The sequence below is a fragment of the Rubrivivax soli genome (assembly GCF_049810355.1).
In the GTDB taxonomy this organism is placed as follows: domain Bacteria; phylum Pseudomonadota; class Gammaproteobacteria; order Burkholderiales; family Burkholderiaceae_C; genus Rubrivivax.
Map to the genome: position 1 here is coordinate 782,158 of NZ_CP187368.1, position 18,991 is coordinate 801,148.

At 66.9% G+C, this 18,991-nt stretch carries 15 protein-coding genes and 1 pseudogene; 12 read left to right on the forward strand and 4 right to left on the reverse strand.

Annotated features, from left to right (window positions below):
• Window positions 1-155: 155 nt before the first annotated feature.
• A complete protein-coding gene (locus ACPOLB_RS03380; RefSeq protein ID WP_425259889.1) occupies window positions 156-4,415 on the forward strand; it encodes an RHS repeat-associated core domain-containing protein in 4,260 nt (1,419 codons plus the stop codon).
• Window positions 4,416-4,938: 523 nt separating this feature from the next.
• Here the strand turns inward: ACPOLB_RS03380 and ACPOLB_RS03385 are convergent.
• Together ACPOLB_RS03385 and ACPOLB_RS03390 are read right to left on the reverse strand one after the other, a co-directional pair.
• Window positions 4,939-5,133, reverse strand: coding sequence for a hypothetical protein (locus ACPOLB_RS03385; RefSeq protein WP_425259890.1), 195 nt, complete (start codon window positions 5,131-5,133; stop codon window positions 4,939-4,941).
• Between the two features lie 628 nt (window positions 5,134-5,761).
• Window positions 5,762-6,949, reverse strand: coding sequence for an acetyl-CoA C-acyltransferase family protein (locus ACPOLB_RS03390; RefSeq protein ID WP_425259891.1), 1,188 nt, complete (start codon window positions 6,947-6,949; stop codon window positions 5,762-5,764).
• Between the two features lie 110 nt (window positions 6,950-7,059).
• Here ACPOLB_RS03390 and dapC point away from each other — a divergent pair, with 110 nt between their 5' ends.
• The 6 genes and pseudogenes from dapC (at window position 7,060) to ACPOLB_RS03420 (ending at window position 14,353) form a co-directional block, all read left to right on the forward strand.
• A complete protein-coding gene (gene dapC / locus ACPOLB_RS03395) occupies window positions 7,060-8,262 on the forward strand; it encodes a succinyldiaminopimelate transaminase (RefSeq protein ID WP_425259893.1) in 1,203 nt (400 codons plus the stop codon).
• Window positions 8,259-9,080, forward strand: coding sequence for a 2,3,4,5-tetrahydropyridine-2,6-dicarboxylate N-succinyltransferase (gene dapD, locus ACPOLB_RS03400; RefSeq protein WP_425259894.1), 822 nt, complete (start codon window positions 8,259-8,261; stop codon window positions 9,078-9,080). The genes dapC and dapD overlap by 4 nt, the downstream gene beginning before the upstream one ends.
• Window positions 9,081-9,183: 103 nt before the next feature.
• Window positions 9,184-10,371, forward strand: a complete 1,188-nt coding sequence (locus ACPOLB_RS03405) for a PilT/PilU family type 4a pilus ATPase (RefSeq protein ID WP_425259895.1) — start codon at window positions 9,184-9,186, stop codon at window positions 10,369-10,371.
• Complete coding sequence (dapE, locus tag ACPOLB_RS03410) at window positions 10,368-11,519, forward strand: succinyl-diaminopimelate desuccinylase (protein ID WP_425259896.1); 1,152 nt, start codon at window positions 10,368-10,370, stop codon at window positions 11,517-11,519. The genes ACPOLB_RS03405 and dapE overlap by 4 nt, the downstream gene beginning before the upstream one ends.
• On the forward strand, window positions 11,510-12,385 hold the full coding sequence (gene prmB, locus ACPOLB_RS03415) for a 50S ribosomal protein L3 N(5)-glutamine methyltransferase (protein WP_425259897.1): 876 nt from the start codon (window positions 11,510-11,512) through the stop codon (window positions 12,383-12,385). Before dapE ends, prmB begins: the two co-directional genes overlap by 10 nt.
• Window positions 12,382-14,353 (forward strand): annotated as a pseudogene (locus ACPOLB_RS03420) (ABC-F family ATP-binding cassette domain-containing protein). Before prmB ends, ACPOLB_RS03420 begins: the two are co-directional and overlap by 4 nt.
• Here ACPOLB_RS03420 and ACPOLB_RS03425 read toward each other — a convergent pair.
• Entirely contained in the window at window positions 14,337-14,801 is a 465-nt protein-coding gene (locus tag ACPOLB_RS03425; RefSeq protein ID WP_425259898.1) for a DUF1579 domain-containing protein, read from the reverse strand. The pseudogene ACPOLB_RS03420 and the gene ACPOLB_RS03425 sit on opposite strands and share 17 nt — an antisense overlap.
• A gap of 98 nt (window positions 14,802-14,899) precedes the next feature.
• Here ACPOLB_RS03425 and ACPOLB_RS03430 point away from each other — a divergent pair, with 98 nt between their 5' ends.
• The 3 genes from ACPOLB_RS03430 (at window position 14,900) to ACPOLB_RS03440 (ending at window position 16,885) form a co-directional block, all read left to right on the forward strand.
• Complete coding sequence (locus ACPOLB_RS03430) at window positions 14,900-15,871, forward strand: helix-turn-helix transcriptional regulator (RefSeq protein ID WP_425259899.1); 972 nt, start codon at window positions 14,900-14,902, stop codon at window positions 15,869-15,871.
• 67 nt (window positions 15,872-15,938) lie between these two features.
• A complete protein-coding gene (locus ACPOLB_RS03435; protein ID WP_425259901.1) occupies window positions 15,939-16,409 on the forward strand; it encodes a MarR family winged helix-turn-helix transcriptional regulator in 471 nt (156 codons plus the stop codon).
• Window positions 16,410-16,450: 41 nt separating this feature from the next.
• Window positions 16,451-16,885, forward strand: a complete 435-nt coding sequence (locus tag ACPOLB_RS03440) for an organic hydroperoxide resistance protein (RefSeq protein WP_425259902.1) — start codon at window positions 16,451-16,453, stop codon at window positions 16,883-16,885.
• Here ACPOLB_RS03440 and ACPOLB_RS03445 read toward each other — a convergent pair.
• A complete protein-coding gene (locus ACPOLB_RS03445; RefSeq protein WP_425259903.1) occupies window positions 16,882-17,859 on the reverse strand; it encodes an asparaginase in 978 nt (325 codons plus the stop codon). The genes ACPOLB_RS03440 and ACPOLB_RS03445 overlap by 4 nt on opposite strands.
• Before the next feature lie 75 nt (window positions 17,860-17,934).
• Here ACPOLB_RS03445 and lexA point away from each other — a divergent pair, with 75 nt between their 5' ends.
• On the forward strand, window positions 17,935-18,621 hold the full coding sequence (lexA, locus tag ACPOLB_RS03450; protein ID WP_425259904.1) for a transcriptional repressor LexA: 687 nt from the start codon (window positions 17,935-17,937) through the stop codon (window positions 18,619-18,621).
• 77 nt (window positions 18,622-18,698) lie between these two features.
• Window positions 18,699-18,983, forward strand: coding sequence for a helix-hairpin-helix domain-containing protein (locus tag ACPOLB_RS03455; RefSeq protein WP_425259905.1), 285 nt, complete (start codon window positions 18,699-18,701; stop codon window positions 18,981-18,983).
• Window positions 18,984-18,991 lie beyond the last annotated feature (8 nt).

Genomic DNA, 18,991 nt, shown 5'->3' on the forward strand with positions numbered 1-18,991 from the left:
CCTCTTTGAGGGCGCCCGAGAGGCCCCTCCGATGGGGGTAGTTGGCGAGAGAGTCCTGTAGCCAACTTGGCTCGTTATGTCAGGTGTCGCCAGCCCGTCGCTGCCCTCGCCTGACATACCACGGTGTCATCGCTGCAAACACGTAGGGGAAGACCATGCGCAATCCAATCTTGACGCGAATCGACGCTTCAGAGACTCGATCAAGTTTCCGCCGCATTGTCAGGGAACCATTGCGGAACAAAGAGAAACTAGCTGTAGCCTTAACCTTGGCAGTCTGCGCGCTGTGGACCGGATCGACAACGTGGGCAAGTACGTCGAGCGACAAAGTCCGGGAGTATCGGCAATCCATAGACGATCCCGAACGAATCACCATTATCGGAGCGAGAATCCCTCGAGAAACGATCGCGACTCCCTCCATCGGCACGCCTCGTAGCGGCAATACTCCTCATGAAGGTAGCGGCGCCCTGGCATCCCCTCCATCAGTCGAGGAGTCGAAGCCCGATAACTGCACTACGGCCAACCCAGTCGTCGTAGCGACAGGCGAGAAACTCAAGGCTGAAACCGACTTCGTCTCCGCCAATCTGTACGGCCTGACGTTGGTTCGTACTTATCGCAGCAGGTCCACCGCCGGAAGACTCTTCGGACCCAACTGGCCATCGTCGCTGGATGGCCCCAAGCTCTCGTACGCGGGTTGCCGTGACACGCCCGACGGATGTGTACCTACCACGGCCACCGTCGTGTACGAGGATGGCACAAGCTACGCCTACCAATTGATCAATGACGACGCCAACCCGAGCGGGACCTTCTTCTATCAAGTCGATGGAGATGCAGCGTTGACAGGGACGCTGGCTTACACACAGTCAACCAAACGCTGGCGCTTGAGCAACTACCAGCGCAAGATCGACTTCTCTGCCTCTGGAGCGGTCACCAAGATCTACGCACAAGGCTCCCAGTTGCTGTACTCATACACCTACACAACTTCCGGCAAACTCAGTTCGGTTACTAACGGATTTGGACAAACAGTCAGCTTTTCATGGACCAATGACCGTGTGACGGCAGTCACTGACCCTGCGCGCAATGTATGGTCCTACAGTTACAACGCTGCTGGCATGCTGCAGAGTGTATCGATCGGGAGCGTGCCAGCGGCCACGCGTCAGTACCATTACGAGAGTCCTCATGGCCACCACCTGCTGACAGGGATCACGGTCGGCGGCACCCGCTACAGCACGTATGCGTTCGACGCCAGCAAGCGTGTCACATCAAGCGCCTTGGCTGGAAACGAGGAGCGCGACACCTTCCTCTACAACTCCTCAACGCAGACCGTCGTCACGAATGCGGCAGGCCAACCAACCTTTCACACCTTTGGGTGGATCAAAGGCGAACGCAAACCGCTGATCGTCACGCGATCGCAGACGGCAACTTGCCCTTCTTCCTCGGCACGAAGCTTTTACGACTCCAAAGGCTATCTAGACTACACGCTTGATTGGAACAACAACCGTACTGAGTACACCTACAGTTCAGCCGGTCGATTGCTGACGAAGACCACAGCAGCTGGCACTGCTGCGGCTAAAACGCTGGAACATGATTGGTCTGGTGATCGCATCGTTGAAACCCGCCACAAAGGGTCTGATGGAGCAACATTCCTTGCAGAGAGGTTCACGTACAACTCCTCCGGACCGGGGACATCGATGCCGGCGTCAGTCAGCCTTGTTGACACTGCCACTGGCGAGATCCGTCGTACGGATTACCAATACAGCTTTCACTCCAATCTGGGGCTAGCCACCCAATCTGTCACCCGTTTGAATGCCGGCGCCAGTGAAACCACTTCATTCACCTTCGACACGGCGGGCAATCTCACATTGATGACAAATCCGATGGGTCACCGCGAATCTTGGTCAGGACACGACGCGATGGGTCGTCCGAGCCAGAGCACAGATAGCAATGGCATTGTGACAGGCTACACGTACGATGCCACCGGCAACACGCTCTCAATCACGACGTACTTCCCCTCGGGCAGCCGCACCACTTGGATCACCTATAACGGTCGTGGCCAACCCTTGGACGTCACTTACGCGAATGGACGCGTGGATCGCTACCGATACACTGCGTCTGGTCGAATCGAATACATCGGGAATGCCCTGAATCAGTTTAGTCGATCGGCCTTCGACGTCACACAAAACATAGTCACGCGATCGTCGCCAAGAGAAACTCCTAGCATGGCTGGAGGTACGCCCGCCGCTAGTGCGGCTGGACAGTTCTCCAGTTACACACGTTTGGACAGTCTGTACCGCCCCATCGACGAATATGGTAACGCCGGACAAAGTCAGATACTGGAATACGATCGCAATGGAAATGTGACAGCCAGCACTGACGCACAAGGCAGGCGCGAGACCTTTGCCTACGATGCTCAAAACCGACTGACCCGCGCAACAGCGCCTGACGGGGGCATCATTCACTATGGATACGACAGTCGAGGCTTTCTCGCATCTGTGCGGGATCCACGCAGTCTGACGACCCAGTACCACGTCAACGCGTTTGGCAATCTTGTACGGCGCGCAAGCCCTGACACAGGTGTGACAACGTTCACTTACAACGGAGCTGGGCGCCTGACGTCGGAGCTTCGTGCCAATGGCGCCTCTCTGAGCTACGCATGGGATGCGCTCGACCGCCTTCGCTCTCGATCCTCGGCTGGAACCACAGAGATCTGGAACTATGACGAAGGTTTGTTCGGCATTGGGCGCCTCACCAGCGTTGTGGATGGCACCGGCAGCACAACATACACATACGCCGCCGATGGACAATTGGCGGCTCAGGCAACGGTGATTGACGGCGTGAGCTACGGGTCGACTCGCACATATGACGGTGCCGGGCAGTTGACCGGAATGACCTATCCGAATGGATTCGCGTTGGGCTACCAGTACGATAGTGCCAACCGCCTTGCACGGATCACAAGCAACCTGAGCGGAGCCTCTGCACAGATCGCAACAAGTTTTCTTTACCAACCAGCAACTGAACTGCGCTACACCGCGCGCTTTGGTAACGGTCTCTCCAGCACGCAGACTCACGACACTGACGGCCGCCTGGTGAACTTAACTGTTAGCGGAGTCCAGCAACAACAGTTCGCGTGGACAAATGTTGACACCATCCAATCAATCAGCGATGGCATCCTCCCACAGTTGTCATCATCGTTTTCTTATGATGCCAATGAAAGATTGGTATCCGTTCTTCGCAATGGCGATAATCAGGCATTCCAATTTGATCACGCCGGCAATCGAGTGGTTCACGCAAGAGCCGGGCAGGAGTTTCGTTTCACACTTGATCCTTCAGCCAATCGTCCTCTTAGCATTGTCGGGCCGTCCAATCGAGTCATCAGCTATGATGTTTTCGGGAATGTGTATGCTGATTCGCGCGATGCCCGCACCTATCAATACGACCCGTTCAATCGCCTAGCCGTCGTGCGCATCGCTGGCGCCACTGTAGGAACCTATCGCAGCAACGCATTCAACCAGCGGGCATCGAAGCGTTTGTCCAGCGGGCAGACGACCCACTATGTCTATAGCGAATCTGGGCGACTTCTGTTTGAAGGCGGACCGACTCCTACACAATACATCTGGCTTGAGAGCCAATTGCTGGGGTTGGTACGTGGCGGCGTCTTCTACGCAAGCCACAATGATCATCTGGGTCGCCCAGAATCTCTAACGACTTCCACCGGAGCTATTGTGTGGCGCGCCAGTAATGCCGCGTTCGATCGAAACATCATAGTCAATACTTTTGGGGCAATGAATCTTGGATTTCCGGGTCAGTATTTTGATCAGGAATCAGGCTTGTGGAACAATTGGCACCGCTATTACGATGCCTCGCTGGGTCAGTACACCCAGTCCGATCCCATCGGGCTCGCAGGAGGGATTAACACTTACGCGTATGTTGGTGGGAATCCAATCTCGTTCGTCGATCCCACCGGCGAGTTCGGACTTCCAGGTGCTGGGGCGGGCTTTGTGATGGGCGCAATTGGCGGCGGGCTCGCCGCATCGGCAAACGGCGGAAGCTGGTTCAGAGGCGCACTGATTGGAGGCACGACCGGTGCAGTAGTGGGAGCCTTCGGCGGGATGATTGGGCCGAGTCTTCTAGGACAAGCTTGGGCTCGGGCAAGTGCCGGCGCACTTGGAAACATCATGGGGCAAGGTTTCGCTGGTCAAACGTGCGCTTGCGGCATCAACTTGACCTCCGTTGTGGCCAGTGCGATCGGTGGCGGATCGAGCGCTGTGCTCGCGCCGGCCACTTTGGGAATCAAGTACACTGGTAGTCTTGCATCCGAAATCGCGCAGCGTTGTGTTGCAGGCACTGCTGCCACCGCAACTTCGGCTTCGATTGGCGTTGCAGGCACCGCCCTGGGCGGTGGAGGATGCCGATGCTGAGGTACCGAAAACTCACGATGACGTTAATCTTGTATTGCGTCGTTGCGACGACGCTTACTGTGGTCGGTGCATCACTCGTTTGGCGACTTCCCGGGCAAATGCTCGGATCTCCAACTTTTTGGGTATACCTGACTTCAACTACAGCGCTGGCCATAATCGCCTTCGCATTTGGCGCATTTGCGTATGGCATCTCTTATCGCCTCATACTTAGTCCTACGCAGGTTGGAGGAGGATTTCGGGTTCTTAAGCAGATCGGCGGGCTCAACGAGCCGGGCGGCCAACGCCAAACGTTCTTACTGGTCGTCGCTCGCGGTGGCCTGTGGATCCTTCCGGCCAATGGTTTGACAAAGGAAGCAAAGTAGCTTCCCATTACTCGCTTCTTGCTGGACAGCTGCCTCGAAGTCAAGTCTTGCTTCTCGCCACTCGAGGTCTTCTACACCTTGTCTTCGAGATTGATGAACCCAATTGGCCACTTGGGCGAATCGGGTAGCGTCGTAAGTTCGCGCAGCGGGTCGGAGACCAGCTAGCGGTGGTTGCGCGTACTGCGCCTGAAGGGGTAGTGGCTTATTGGCAGGGCCTGGGTTTTCTCTTCGAGTTCCGCCAGCCGCGTTGCCAAATTGCCGTGCGTGCTGGCCATCGCCAGCACGCGCAAGAAAGTGCGCATGATCTCGATGTTCACGGCGATGGCGCGCGGGCTACCTAGCAGCGAAGACGGCATCGTCAACCCGTGCTCAGTGAAGGCATAGGGCGCGGTGCGCCGGCAGCCGCGGCGAGATCACAGACTATGGTCTCAAAGCCGCCCACTCCTGGGCGCGGAGCTGAAACAGGAGGTCCTCGGGGACGCGCGCCAGATTGCGATGAATGGCCTGCACGAGAACCGGGTCTCGACGCCGAACAACTGCGCCAGACCGGCATCGGCCATCGCACGCTGTTCGCACAGCGCCAGGATGCGCTTCTGATCTACCGGCTGCAGCGCCGCCATCGCGCGCCGGCCGATCGCACTCGGGCGGCAGAACTGGCTGTTCGTCGGATGACTGGGCGCCTGCAAGCGAGCCGCAGCGATCCTAAACCTCATCCACTCGCTCAGGCAAAAGTGGCTCGACCCCTACACCTGCATGCACAACGTAACTGAGCTGCCGCCCAGCCAACAGGCCAGCCGGACCGCTGAACTCCCGCCGCACCACCGGCAGCCGACAACGTCCCCCGAACTGCCACTGCCGACGCCAAGCCGGGCCGCTTACCTCAATCTGGACTGCCAGCACCTCGAACGTCCTGACCAAGGTTACGCGGGCTAGAACAAACTCAGCAACGTTGGCAGCAGTCACCACACTCTCGCGTAGCCACTGTCACACCCGCTCGAACACCGCCGCGATGCCCTGCCCGCCGCCGATGCACATCGTCACCAGCGCGTAGCGCCCGCCGACGCGCTGCAGTTCGTACAGCGCCTTCGTCGTGATGATGGCGCCGGTGGCGCCGATGGGGTGGCCCAGCGAGATGCCCGAGCCGTTGGGGTTGACCTTGGCCGGGTCCAGCCCGAGTTCCTGCACCACGGCACAGGCCTGGGCGGCGAAGGCTTCGTTGCTCTCGATCACGTCGAGGTCCTTCACCGACAGCCCGGTGCGTTCCAGCACCAGGCGCGTGGCCGGCACCGGGCCGATGCCCATGATGGTGGGCTCGACACCGGCATGCGCGTAGCCGACCAGGCGGGCCATCGGCTTCAGTCCGTGCGCCTGCACCGCCGCCGCGCTCGCCAGCACCACGGCACCGGCACCGTCGTTCAAGCCCGAGGCGTTGCCGGCCGTTACGCTGCCGTCCTTCTTGAACGCAGGCTTCATCTTGCCTAGCGTCTCGAGCGTGGTGTCGGCCTTCACGTGTTCGTCGGTGTCGAAGCGCACCTCGCCCTTGCGGCCCTGCGTGACCACCGGGACGATCTGGTCCTTGAAGCGGCCGCCGGCGATGGCGGCCGCGGCGCGGCGGTGGCTCTCCACCGCCAGCGCGTCCATCGCGTCGCGCGTGATGCCGAACTGTTCTGCCACGTTCTCGGCCGTCACGCCCATGTGGATCTTGTGGAAGGGGTCGTGCAGCGCGCCCAGCATCATGTCGAGCATCTGCGCGTCGCCCATGCGCTGGCCCCAGCGCGCCGCGGGCAGCAGGTACGGTGCGCGCGACATGTTCTCGGCGCCGGCGCCCACCGCCACCTCGCAGTCGCCCAGCGCGATGGCCTGCGCGGCCGAGACGATGGCCTGCAGGCCCGAGCCGCACAGGCGGTTGACGTTGAAGGCCGGCGTCTCCTTCGGGCAGCCGGCGTTCATCGCGGCGACGCGGCTCAGGTAGGCGTCGCGCGGCTCGGTGGCGATCACGTTGCCCATCGCGAGGTGGCCCACCGCGGTGGCGGCGACGCCGCTGCGCTCCAGCGCCGTCTTCACGGCCAGCGTGGCCAGGTCGGCGAGCGGCACGTCCTTCAGGCTGCCGCCGAAGGTGCCGATGGCGGTGCGCGCGGCACCGACGACGAAGATGTCGCGGGGAAAGGCCATGAGAGTCTCCTGAAGTAGTGCGTGCAGCGTAGGCCCGCGAGATTGCAGCGGGCTGACGGCGGCGGTGCCCCGCGCAGCGGGTTCGTGGTGCCTCCAGGATAATCCCCGGCATGAATCCGCTGTTGGCGCGCCTGCACCCCTACCCCTTCGAACGCTGGCGCGCGCTGACGCACGGCATCACCCCCAACCCGGCGCTGCGGCCCATCAGCCTGGGCATCGGTGAACCACGACACGCCACGCCGGCCCTGGTGGAAGAGGCGCTGCGCCAAGGCATCGGCATGCTGTCGACCTACCCCGCCACCGCCGGCGACCCCGCACTGCGTGCCGCCTGCGCCGGCTGGCTGCAGCGACGCTACGGCATCGAGGTCGACGCGGCCACACAGGTGCTGCCGGTGAACGGCTCGCGCGAGGCGCTGTTTGCCTTCGCGCAGACGGTGATCGACCCCACGCGGCCCGGCGCCACGGTGGTGGCGCCGAATCCGTTCTATCAGATCTACGAAGGCGCGGCCCTGCTCGCAGGCGCCCAGACGGCCTTCGCCCCCAGCGACCCGGCGCGCAACTTCGCCGCCGACTGGAGCGCCATCGACGAGGCCACCTGGTCCCGCACGCAGCTGCTGTACGTGTGCTCGCCCGGCAATCCCACCGGCGCGGTGATGCCGCTGTCGGAATGGGAGCAGCTGTTCGCGCTGAGCGACCGCCACGGCTTCGTGATCGCCAGCGACGAGTGCTACTCCGAGATCTACTTCCGCGACGAGCCGCCGCTGGGCGGCCTGGAAGCCGCCTGGCGGCTCGGCCGGCGCGACTTCCGCCGCCTCGTGGCTTTCACCAGCCTGTCCAAGCGCAGCAACGTGCCGGGGCTGCGCGCCGGCTTCGTGGCCGGCGATGCGGCGCTGATGAAGGCCTTCCTGCTGTACCGCACCTACCACGGCAGCGCGATGAGCCCGATGGTGCAGCACGCCAGCATCGCAGCCTGGAACGACGAGGCGCACGTGGTGGCCAACCGGCACCTGTACCGCGAGAAGTTCGCCGCGGTCACGCCGGTGCTGCAGCAGGTGCTGGACGTGCGGCTGCCGGACGCCGGCTTCTACCTCTGGGCCGCCGTGCCGGGCACGGACGACATCGCCTACGCCCAGGGCCTGCTCGCTCAATACAATGTGACGGTCCTGCCCGGCAGCCTGCTGGCCCGCGAGGTCGCGGGCCACCGCCCCGCGAACCCGGGCACGGGCCGCATCCGCATGGCGCTGGTGGCCGGCGTCGAGGAATGCCTCGAAGCCGCCCGGCGCATCGTCTCCTACACAGAAAGCCTCCGATGAGCCAAGACCTGCAGAGCGTGATCGACCTGGCCTGGGACCAGCGCGCCACGATCAACGCCACCAACGCGCCGGCCGTGCGCGAAGCCGTCGAACAGGTGATCGGCGACCTCAACGCCGGCCGCCTGCGCGTGGCAGAGCGCCAGGGCGTGGGCCAGTGGACCGTGAACCAGTGGATCAAGAAGGCGGTGCTGCTGAGCTTCCGCCTGAACGACAACCAGGTCATGCACGCCGGCGACCTGACCTTCTTCGACAAGGTGAAGACCAAGTTCAGCCACATCGACGACGAGGCCGTGCGCGCCAGCGGTGTGCGCATCGTGCCGCCGGCGGTGGCGCGCCGCGGCGCCTTCCTGGCGAAGAACGTGGTGCTGATGCCGAGCTACGTGAACATCGGCGCCTACGTCGACGAGAACACCATGGTCGACACCTGGGCCACCGTGGGCAGCTGCGCGCAGATCGGCAAGAACGTGCACCTGTCGGGCGGCGTCGGCATCGGCGGCGTGCTCGAACCGCTGCAGGCCAACCCGACCATCATCGAGGACAACTGCTTCATCGGCGCGCGCTCGGAAGTGGTGGAAGGCGTGATCGTCGAGGAGAACTCGGTGATCAGCATGGGCGTCTACATCAGCCAGAGCACCAAGATCTACAACCGCATGACCGGGGAGATCAGCTACGGCCGCATCCCCGCCGGCAGCGTCGTGGTCAGCGGCTCGCTGCCGGCCGCCGACGGCAGCCACAGCCTGTACTGCGCCGTCATCGTCAAGCAGGTCACGGCCGAGACACGCGCCAAGACCAGCATCAACGACCTTCTGCGGGCGTGAACGCCATGCAGTGTCCGGCCAAGGCCTTGCGTGGATCCGGCTTCGCCGGTCCGCTGCAAGCGCCCCCCCGGGGGGCAGCGACCGAAGGGAGCGTGGGGGCACTATGAGTGGCAACATGGAGCGAGTGCTCCGTCTGATGGCGGAGAAGAACGCGTCCGACGTCTACATGTCGGCCAACACGCCGATCCTGATCAAGATCCACGGTCAGATCATGCAGCTGTCGGACCAGGTGCTGACCGTGACGCAGACGCGCCAGCTGCTGGCCGAGCTGCTGAGCCCGCAGCAGCTGGAAGAGCTGGACGACACCGGCGAGCTGAACGTCGGCATCGGGCTGGCACGCGTGGGCAGCTTCCGGCTCTCGGCGTTCAAGCAGCGCGGCACCATCGCCGCGGTGTTCCGTTGCATCCCGCACGACATCCCGCAGCTCGAGAGCCTGGGCCTGCCGCCGCTGCTGAGCCAGCTGGTGGTGGAAAAGCGCGGCCTGATCCTGATGGTGGGCGCCACCGGCACCGGCAAGAGCACCACGCTGGCGTCGATGCTGGAGTGGCGCAACCAGCAGGTCACGGGCCACATCCTCACCATCGAGGACCCGATCGAGTTCCTGTTCACGAACAAGAAGTCCATCGTCAACCAGCGCGAGGTCGGCCGCGACACCGCCAGCCTGCAGACGGCACTGAAGAACGCACTGCGCCAGGCGCCCGACTGCATCCTGATCGGCGAGATCCGCGACCGCGAGACCATGACCAGCGCGATCTCGTACGCGCTGTCGGGCCACCTGGTGCTGGCCACGCTGCACGCGAACAACAGCTACCACGCGCTCGGCCGCATCCTGTCGTTCTATTCGCCCGAAGCCCGGCCGACGCTGCTGTCGGACCTGTCGTCGGGCCTGCGCGCCATCATCTCGCAGCGCCTGCTGCGCGCCAGCGCCGGTGGCCGCGTGCCGGCCATCGAGGTGCTGCTGAACACCAAGCTGGTGTCCGAGCTGATCGAGAAGGGCGACCTCGGCGGCGTCAAGGAAGCGGTCGAGAAGAGCATGGCCGAAGGCTCGCAGACCTTCGAGCAGGACATCGCACGGCTCATCAACGAAGGCATCATCAGCCGCGACGAAGGCCTGGCCAACGCCGATTCGCCGACCAACCTGCTGTGGCGGCTGCAGAACGAGACGACGCAGATCTCGCGTGTGTCGCCGAAGAAGGAAGAGCCCGACCAGGCCACCTTCACCGACATCACGATCGAGGTGCGGCCCGAGGACACGCGCACCCAGGCCGCACCCTGGGTGGTGCCGAAGTGAACGCTGCGCTGCGCCTGACCGAGGCGCTGATCGCACGCCCCTCGGTCACGCCCGACGACGCCGGCTGCCAGGAGCTGCTGATCCAGCGGCTGTCGGCCGCCGGCTTCGCGTGCGAGACGCTGGTCTGCGGGCCGTCGGATGCCCGTGTCACCAACCTGTGGGCCGTGCGCCGCGGCGCGCACCCGGGGCCGGTGCTCGGGTTCGCGGGCCACACCGACGTCGTGCCCACCGGCCCGCTGGAGCGCTGGACCAGCGACCCCTTCGTGCCCAGCCACCGCGACGGCCACCTGTACGGCCGCGGCGCCGCGGACATGAAGACCTCGATCGCGTGCTTCGTCGTCGCGGCCGAGGAGTTCGTCGCCGCGCACCCCGATCACGGCGGCAGCATCGCGCTGCTGATCACGAGCGACGAGGAAGGCCCGTCGGTCGACGGCACCGTGCGCATCGTCGAGGCCCTGCGCGCGCGTGGCGAGCGGCTCGACGCCTGCATCGTCGGCGAGCCGACCTCGGTGCAGACGCTGGGCGACGTCATCAAGAACGGCCGCCGCGGCACGCTGTCGGGCAGGCTCACGGTGCACGGCGTGCAGGGGCACATCGCCTACCCGCAGCTGGCCGACAACCCGATCCACCGCCTGGCGCCGGCACTGGCCGAGCTGGTGGCGATGCGCTGGGACGAGGGCAACGCGTTCTTCCCGCCCACGGGCTGGCAGGTCAGCAACATCCATGCGGGCACCGGCGCCACCAACGTCATCCCGGGGGACGTGGTGGTCGACTTCAACTTCCGCTTCAGCACCGAGAGCACCGCCGACAGCCTGAAGACGCGACTGCAGGCCGTGCTCGACCGCCACGGCCTGCGCACCACGCTGGCCTGGACGCTGGGCGGCGAGCCCTTCCTCACGACGCCCGGCACGCTGACCGAGGCCCTCGGCGCGGCCATCGCCGCCGAGTGCGGCGTGCAGACCGAGCTGTCCACGACGGGAGGCACCTCGGACGGACGCTTCATCTTCCGCATCTGCCCGCAGGTGGTGGAGTTCGGCCCGATCAACGCCACCATCCACAAGATCGACGAGCGGGTGCTGGTGGCCGACGTCGAGCGGCTGAAGGACATCTACCGCGGCACGCTGGAGCGCTTCCTGCCATGCGGCTGATCGAGCTGATCGACACGCAAGCCGCCCGCCTCGACCAGGCGGGCGTTTGTTTTGGGCACGGCACGACCAATGCCTTCGACGAAGCGGCGTGGCTGGTGCTGTGGAAGCTGGGCCACCCGCTCGATGCGCTGGACGAGGTGGCCGAGCACGCGCTGGCGCCCGACCAGGTGCTTGCGGTGGAGGCGCTGGTGGCCGAGCGCATCGCGAGCCGCCGCCCCGCGGCCTACCTCACCGGGGAAGCCTGGCTGCAGGGCGTGCCCTTCTTCGTCGACGAGCGTGTCATCGTGCCGCGTTCTCTGATCGCCGAGCCGCTGGCCGACGGCACGCTCGACGTCTGGCTGTCCGACCAGACCCGGCACGTGCTCGACCTGTGCACTGGCAACGGCAGCCTGGCCGTGCTGGCCGCGCTCGCCTGGCCCGAGGTGGTGGTCGACGCGGCCGACCTCTCGGCCGACGCGCTGGCCGTGGCGTCGAAGAACGTGGCGCGCCACGGGCTCGGCGACCGGATCACGCTGCACCAGGGCGACGGCCTGGCGGCGGTGCCCGGGCGGGTCTACGACCTGATCCTGTGCAACCCGCCCTACGTCAACCGGGCCTCGATGGCGGCGCTGCCGCCCGAGTTCCGCGCCGAACCCGCACTGGCGCTGGACGGCAACGCCGACGGTGGCAGCGACGGCATGGACTTCGTGCGCACGCTGCTGCGCGGCGTGGCCAGCCAGCTGAGCCCGCAGGGCGTGCTGGTGCTCGAGATCGGCCACGAGCGCGCCTACTTCGAGGCCGCCTTCCCCCAACTGCACCCGGTCTGGTTGTCCACCAGCGCCGGGGACGACCAGGTTCTCCTCTTGACCCGAGACTCCTTCGCATGATCACGCTGCGCAACATCACGCTGCGCCGCGGCACCAAGGTCGTGCTGCAGAACGCCAGCGTCACGCTGCAGCCCGGCGAAAAGGTCGGCTTGATCGGCCGCAACGGCGCCGGCAAGTCCAGCCTGTTTGCGCTGATGACCGACCGCCTGCACGCCGACGCCGGCGACGTCGAGATCCCGCCGCGCTGGCGCGTCGGCGAGGTGGCGCAGAACATGCCCGAGACCGAGGACGGCGCGACCGACTTCGTGCTGCAGGGCGACCTGCCGCTGATGGCCGCGCAGGCCGAGCTGCACGCCGCCGAAGCCAGCGGCGACGGCGAGGCGATGGCGCACGCGCACATGGCGCTGGACGAAGCCGGCGCCTTCGACGCCCCGGCACGCGCGCAGGCGCTGCTGATGGGCCTGGGCTTCAAGGGCGCCGAGCTGGACAAGCCGGTCAACAGCTTCTCGGGCGGCTGGCGCATGCGGCTGCAGCTGGCGCGCGCGCTGATGTGCCCGGCCGACCTGCTGCTGCTGGACGAGCCCACCAATCACCTGGACCTGGACGCGCTGGTCTGGCTGGAAGCCTGGCTGAAGCGCTTCGACGGGCTCATGGTCGTGATCAGCCACGACCGCGAGTTCCTCGACGCCGTCACCAAGGTCACCGTGCACCTGGACGAGACCACGCTGACGCGCTACACGGGCAACTACACGGCGTTCGAGGAGATGCGCGCCGAGCGCATGGCGCAGGCTGCCGCGGCCTACGGCAAGCAGCAGGAGCGCATGGCGCACCTGCAGAAGTTCATCGACCGCTTCAAGGCCAAGGCCAGCAAGGCCAAGCAGGCACAGAGCCGCGTGAAGGCGTTGGCGCGCATGGAGAAGCTGGCGCCGGTGCTGACGGCCAGCGACTTCCAGTTCGAGTTCCGCGAGCCGCAGAGCCTTCCGAACCCGATGCTCAGCTTCGACGGCCTGGTCTGCGGCTACGGCACGACGCCCATCGTCAACGGCGTCAGCCGCTCGGTGCTGGCGGGCCAGCGCATCGGCATCCTGGGTGCCAACGGCCAGGGCAAGTCGACGCTGGTGAAGACCATCGCGCACGCGCTGCCGGCGCTGGCCGGTACGGTCACCGAAGGCAAGGGCCTGGTCATCGGCTACTTCGCGCAGCAGGAACTCGACGTGCTGCAGCTCGACGACGGCCCGCTCATGCACATGGTGCGGCTGGCGCGCGATGTCGGACCGCAGGCGCGAGAACAGGAACTGCGCGACTTCCTCGGCAAGTTCCGCTTCGTCGGCGACATGGTCAACCAGGCCGTGGGATCGCTCTCTGGCGGCGAGAAGGCACGGCTGGTGCTGGCGATGCTGGTCTGGCAGCGCCCCAACCTGCTGCTGATGGACGAGCCCACCAACCACCTCGACCTGACCACGCGCGAGGCCCTGTCGATGGCGCTGAACGAGTTCGAGGGCACGGTGATGCTGGTCAGCCACGACCGTGCGCTGCTGCGCGAGACCTGCGACGAGTTCTGGCTCGTCACGCGCGGCGGCGTGCAGCCCTTCGACGGTGACCTCGACGACTACCAGCGCTGGCTGCTGGACGTGTCGCGCGCGCTGGCCAAGGGCCAGGAGCCGCCCGCCGCGCCGCGCAGCGCCGCGGCGCCGGCACCGGCCCCAGTGGCAGCGCCCGCCGTTGCGCGCCAGGCGTCGGCATCCGCGCCGCGCGACGACCGCAAGCAGGCGGCACAGTCGCGGTCGCAGATCGCCAACCGCACCCGCCCGCTGCGGGTGGAGGTGCAGCAGATCGAACGCCCGCATGGAACTGCTGGCGGCAGAGCGCACCGCGCTGGAAGCGACGCTGGCCGCCGGCAAGCGCCCGGGCAGCGAGATCGCCGAGGCCGGCCGCCGGCTCAACCACATCGCTGCCGAGGTCGCCAAGCTCGAGGAGCGCTGGCTGGAACTGCAGACCGAGATCGAGCGCATCACGGCAGCCGGCTGAAGTCCATCGTCCAGTTGGTCTCCCAGCTGGCGCCACCGTCCTGCGAAAACGCCTGCTCCCAGCGCGGCGTGGTGCCTGCGGTCCAGTGAAAGCGCACCCGGATCGGCCGGCCTTCGAAGGTCTCGTCGGCATGGAAGACGCCGCGGCCGCCGTCGAAGCTGCCAACCATGGGCACGCCCAGTTGCGCCGGCGCGCGGCCGTCCAGCCACCAGATCGACCACAGGCGCGTGGCGGGGTCGAAGGCCCGCAGGGTGGCCGCGCGGTAGGCGCCGCCGGGCAGGTCGAGCAGGTTGTCGTCGACGTTGCCCTGCCCGCCCAGCAACGGCACCACGGTGCAATGGCCGCCGAAGTGCTGCCAGTCGTCGCAGCCCGCCAGCCGCCGCGCCAGGCGGCGGTGCTGCACGGACCAGGCGCCGTGGAAGAAGTCGAAGTCGGTGGCGAGGGACATGGCGGAGGCTCCTGCAGCGCGGGGCTGTGATGACGAGGCGCCATGCTGCCGGCGCAACCTTGACACCGTATGTCAGCATTTGCAGCGACACTGCCGGCATGCGCGCCAGCCGCCTGCTCACCCTGCTGATGCTGCTGCAGGCCCGGGGCCGTTGCAGCGCGCGCGCGCTCGCCGAGGCCACCGAGGTCTCGGTGCGCACGATCTACCGCGACATCGACCAGCTCAGCGCAGCGGGCGTGCCGGTCTGGGCCGAGCCCGGCCGCGCAGGCGGCATCTGCCTGCGCGCCGGCTGGCAGGCCCAGGCCACCGGGCTCACGGCCCCCGAGGCGCGCGCCGCGGCCCTGGCCGGCCTGCCGGGGCCGGCCGCCGAACTCGGCCTGGGCCCGGCGATGGTGGAAGCACAGCGCAAGCTGCTCGCGGCGTTGCCGGCCGATGCCCGCGCCGACGCGGGCCGCATGGCGCAGCTGTTCCACCTCGACCCGGTGGACTGGTTCCGCAGCACGGCGCCTCCGGTGCACCTGCAGGCGATGGCCGAAGCGGTGTGGACCCGGCGCCGCGTCGCGATGCGCTATGCCAGCTGGCAGCAGGTCAGCGACCGCATCGTCGATCCGCTGGGCCTGGTGCTGAAGGCAGGCACGTGGTACGTGGTGGCGCGCACGGCCGCGCGCGACACGCCGGCGGTGTTCCGGCTCGCGGCGGTCGAGACGCTGCAGGTGCTCGATGTGGAGTTCGCCACCCCCGAGGGTTTCGATCTGGCCGCGTGCTGGCGCAGCAACGCCGCGCGCTTCGAGGCCGGAGTGGTCACCGGCACGGCACGGCTGCGCGTCAGCGAAGCCGGCTTCGCGCGCCTGCGCCGGCTGGGCGCTGCCGTGGCACAGGCAGCGCTGGACAGTGCGGCGCCGTGCGACCACGCAGGGTGGGTCGAGGTCGAGGTGCCCATCGAGTCGGTGCAGCACGCCGTTCACGAACTGCTGCAGCTGGGCGCCGACGCCGAGGTGCTGGCGCCCGCCGCCTTGCGCGCGCGGCTGCTGGCCGAGGTGCGGCAGATGGCCGCGATGCACGGCCCGTGACACCGGCATCGTCGGCCGCAGGGTTATTACATTGCACACAATTCAATTGCGATCTACATTTCAACCCATGGCACGCCCATCCACCCCCGACCGCAGCACGTGGCTGCAGCTGGACCACCAGCTCTGCTTCGCGCTGTATTCGGCGTCGCTGGCGATGACCAAGCTCTACAAGCCGCTGCTCGACCCGCTGGGCCTGACCTATCCGCAATACCTGGTGATGCTGGTGCTGTGGGAAGGTGACGGCGTCACCGTCTCGCACATCGGTGAACGGCTCGCGCTCGACTCCGGCACGCTGACCCCGCTGCTGAAGCGGCTGGAAGGCGCGGGGCTGCTGCAGCGGCTGCGCGACAGTGCGGACGAGCGGCGTGTGCTGCTGCGCCTGACAGCCGCCGGCCGCACGCTGAAGACGCGGGCCGTCGCCGTGCCCGAAGCCGTGGCCTGCGCCAGCGGCTGCGCGCTCGACGAGCTGGCCGCGCTCACCACCCGGTTGCAGGCGCTGCGCCTGCAGATCCAGAACTCCACCCCGCGCGCTGCCTGATCCGGGCAGCGCATTCCACCCCGCCTGCAAAAGGAAGCACCATGGCCATCGACAAAGCCCTCTACACCGCCCAAGCCACATCCACCGGCGGCCGCGCCGGCACCACGAAGTCGTCCGACGGCCGCCTGGAGGCCACGCTGTCCACGCCCAAGGAACTGGGCGGCGACAGCGGCCCGGGCACCAACCCCGAGCAACTGTTCGCGGCCGGCTATTCGGCGTGCTTCATCGGCGCCATGAAGGCCGTGGCCGGCATGCAGAAGATCAAGCTGCCTGCCGAGGTGAGCATCACGGCCGACGTCAGCATCGGGCCGATGACCGGCAAGGCCGGCGCCTTCGGCATCAGCGTCGCGATGGCCATCAGCATCCCCGGCATGGAGCGCGCCGCGGCCGAGGCGCTGGTGAAGACCGCCCACGAGGTCTGCCCGTACTCGAACGCCACGCGCGGCAACATCGACGTCGCGCTGACGGTCGTCTAAGCCGACGCGGCGGAGCCCGCGGCCAGCAGGTCGAGCAGCAGCTCGACCCGTGCCTGCGCCGGCGTCAGCGGCCCGGCCGAAGGCAGCGCGCCCGGCGGGCTGCCGACCACGCCGCCGAGCACGCACCGCGAGGCCCGCCACACCCGCACGCCCTGCGCTTCGGCGCGGCGGGCGGCGTCCAGCACCAGCCGGTGCACGCTGCCGTTGCCGGTGCCGGCGATCACGAGGCCCCGCGCGCCGGCGGCCACCAGCGCGTCGACCACCGCGCCGCGCGCACCGGCGTGGCTGGTGACGATGTCGACCGCCGGCCAGGTCGCCGGGTCGCGCTCCAGCACATCGGCCCGCACGGCCGGCGGGGCCGGCCAGGCGCGGAAGCGCCGCAGCACGCCGTCCTCCAGCACCGCGATCGGTCCCGCGTCGCCGCAGGCGAACGCGTCCACGCGGTAGCCATGCACCTTGCGCACCTCGGCGCCGGCGAGCACCTGGCCGCCCAGCACCACCAGCACGCCCTGCGGCTGCTCGCCGCCGGCCGCCGTGCCACGGCGCGCCAGCGTCACCGCATCGAGCAGGTTCTGCGGGCCGTCGGGCGAGGCGGCCGTGGCCGGTCGCATCGCCGCCGTCAGCACCACCGGCTTGGTCGCGCGCAAGGTGCGGTGCAGGAAGTACGCCGTCTCCTCCAGCGTGTCGGTGCCGTGCGTCACGACCACGCCCGCGACCTCGGGGCGCGCCAGGTGCCCGGCCAGGCAGCGTGCCAGCGCGTGCCAGGTGGCGTGGTCCATGTCGCAGCTGTCCAGGCGGGCCAGCGTGTGCGCTTCCAGCGGCAGGCCCTGCAGCGCCGGCACCGCGGCGACCAGATCGTCGGCGCCCAGCGCCCCGGCGGTGTAGCCCACGTGGTCCTGCGGCCGCGCCGCGGTGCCGGCAATCGTGCCCCCGGTGGCGACCAGCACGACGCGGTCGGACGACAGGCTTTGCATTTCAGCGCCCTCTGGATGAAAATACAGTGACTGGATAAACCACCAGGCCGGCAACGGCCAGCAAAGGCGCACCCCATGGACGACAGCCCCAAGCTCACCGCCCGCCAGCAGCAGATCCTGGATCTGGTGCAAAGCGCCATCGAGCGCACCGGCGCCCCGCCGACGCGGGCCGAGATCGCCGCCGAACTGGGATTCAAGTCGGCCAATGCCGCCGAAGAACACCTGCAGGCGCTGGCGCGCAAGGGCGTCATCGAACTGGTGGGCGGCACCTCGCGCGGCATCCGCTTGAAGTCTGACACATTGCGTGCGCTGAACGAGGCGCGGCTGTCGCAGTACGGCAAGCAGTTCAGCCTGCCGCTGCCCAGCCTGGCGCAGCTGACGCTGCCGCTGGTGGGCCGCGTCGCGGCCGGCAGCCCGATCCTGGCGCAGGAACACATCGACCAGAGCTACGTCGTCGAAAGCTCGCTGTTTCCGCGCCGGCCCGACTACCTGCTGAAGGTGCGCGGCATGAGCATGCGCGACGCCGGCATCATGGACGGCGACCTGCTGGCGGTGCAGAAGGCCACCGACGCCAAGAACGGCCAGATCGTCGTTGCACGCCTGGGCGACGACGTCACGGTGAAGCGGCTGCGCCGCACCAAGGCCGGCATCGAACTGTTGCCCGAGAACCCCGACTTCCAGACCATCGTCGTGCCGCCCGACGCCGACTTCGAGCTCGAAGGCATCGCCGTCGGCCTGATCCGCAACACGATGCTGATGTGATGCAGCACCCGTCGATGACCACCGCCCGGCACAGCCCTGCACGTGCACCGGAACGCCCGCCGAAGGCGCTGAAGCCGATGAAGGCCCGCCACGCCGACGAATGCGAACTGCTGGAGCAGTTGCCCAACATCGGCCCGTCGATCGCCGCCGATCTGCGGCTGCTGGGCGTGCAGCACCCGCGCGAGCTCGCTGCGCGCGACGCCTTCCAGCTCTACCAGGCGCTGTGCCACCGCACCGGCAAGCGGCAGGACCCCTGCGTGCTGGACACCTTCATCGCCGCCACCGACTTCATGCGCGGCGCCGAGCCGCGCCCGTGGTGGACGTACACCGCCGAGCGCAAGGCGCGCTACGGCAACGTCTGAGGCTTCCG

Bases quoted from the DNA above. Each gene is read 5' to 3' on its own strand.
- ACPOLB_RS03430 (WP_425259899.1), top strand. From the start codon at position 14,900: ATGCGCGCCAGCCGCCTGCTCACCCTGCTGATGCTGCTGCAGGCCCGG.
- ACPOLB_RS03425 (WP_425259898.1), bottom strand. From the start codon at position 14,801: ATGTCCCTCGCCACCGACTTCGACTTCTTCCACGGCGCCTGGTCCGTG.
- ACPOLB_RS03455 (WP_425259905.1), top strand. From the start codon at position 18,699: ATGAAGGCCCGCCACGCCGACGAATGCGAACTGCTGGAGCAGTTGCCC.
- ACPOLB_RS03390 (WP_425259891.1), bottom strand. From the start codon at position 6,949: ATGGCCTTTCCCCGCGACATCTTCGTCGTCGGTGCCGCGCGCACCGCC.
- prmB (WP_425259897.1), top strand. From the start codon at position 11,510: ATGCGGCTGATCGAGCTGATCGACACGCAAGCCGCCCGCCTCGACCAG.
- lexA (WP_425259904.1), top strand. From the start codon at position 17,935: ATGGACGACAGCCCCAAGCTCACCGCCCGCCAGCAGCAGATCCTGGAT.
- ACPOLB_RS03405 (WP_425259895.1), top strand. From the start codon at position 9,184: ATGAGTGGCAACATGGAGCGAGTGCTCCGTCTGATGGCGGAGAAGAAC.
- ACPOLB_RS03435 (WP_425259901.1), top strand. From the start codon at position 15,939: ATGGCACGCCCATCCACCCCCGACCGCAGCACGTGGCTGCAGCTGGAC.
- dapD (WP_425259894.1), top strand. From the start codon at position 8,259: ATGAGCCAAGACCTGCAGAGCGTGATCGACCTGGCCTGGGACCAGCGC.
- dapC (WP_425259893.1), top strand. From the start codon at position 7,060: ATGAATCCGCTGTTGGCGCGCCTGCACCCCTACCCCTTCGAACGCTGG.
- ACPOLB_RS03380 (WP_425259889.1), top strand. From the start codon at position 156: ATGCGCAATCCAATCTTGACGCGAATCGACGCTTCAGAGACTCGATCA.
- ACPOLB_RS03445 (WP_425259903.1), bottom strand. From the start codon at position 17,859: ATGCAAAGCCTGTCGTCCGACCGCGTCGTGCTGGTCGCCACCGGGGGC.
- ACPOLB_RS03440 (WP_425259902.1), top strand. From the start codon at position 16,451: ATGGCCATCGACAAAGCCCTCTACACCGCCCAAGCCACATCCACCGGC.
- ACPOLB_RS03385 (WP_425259890.1), bottom strand. From the start codon at position 5,133: ATGCCGTCTTCGCTGCTAGGTAGCCCGCGCGCCATCGCCGTGAACATC.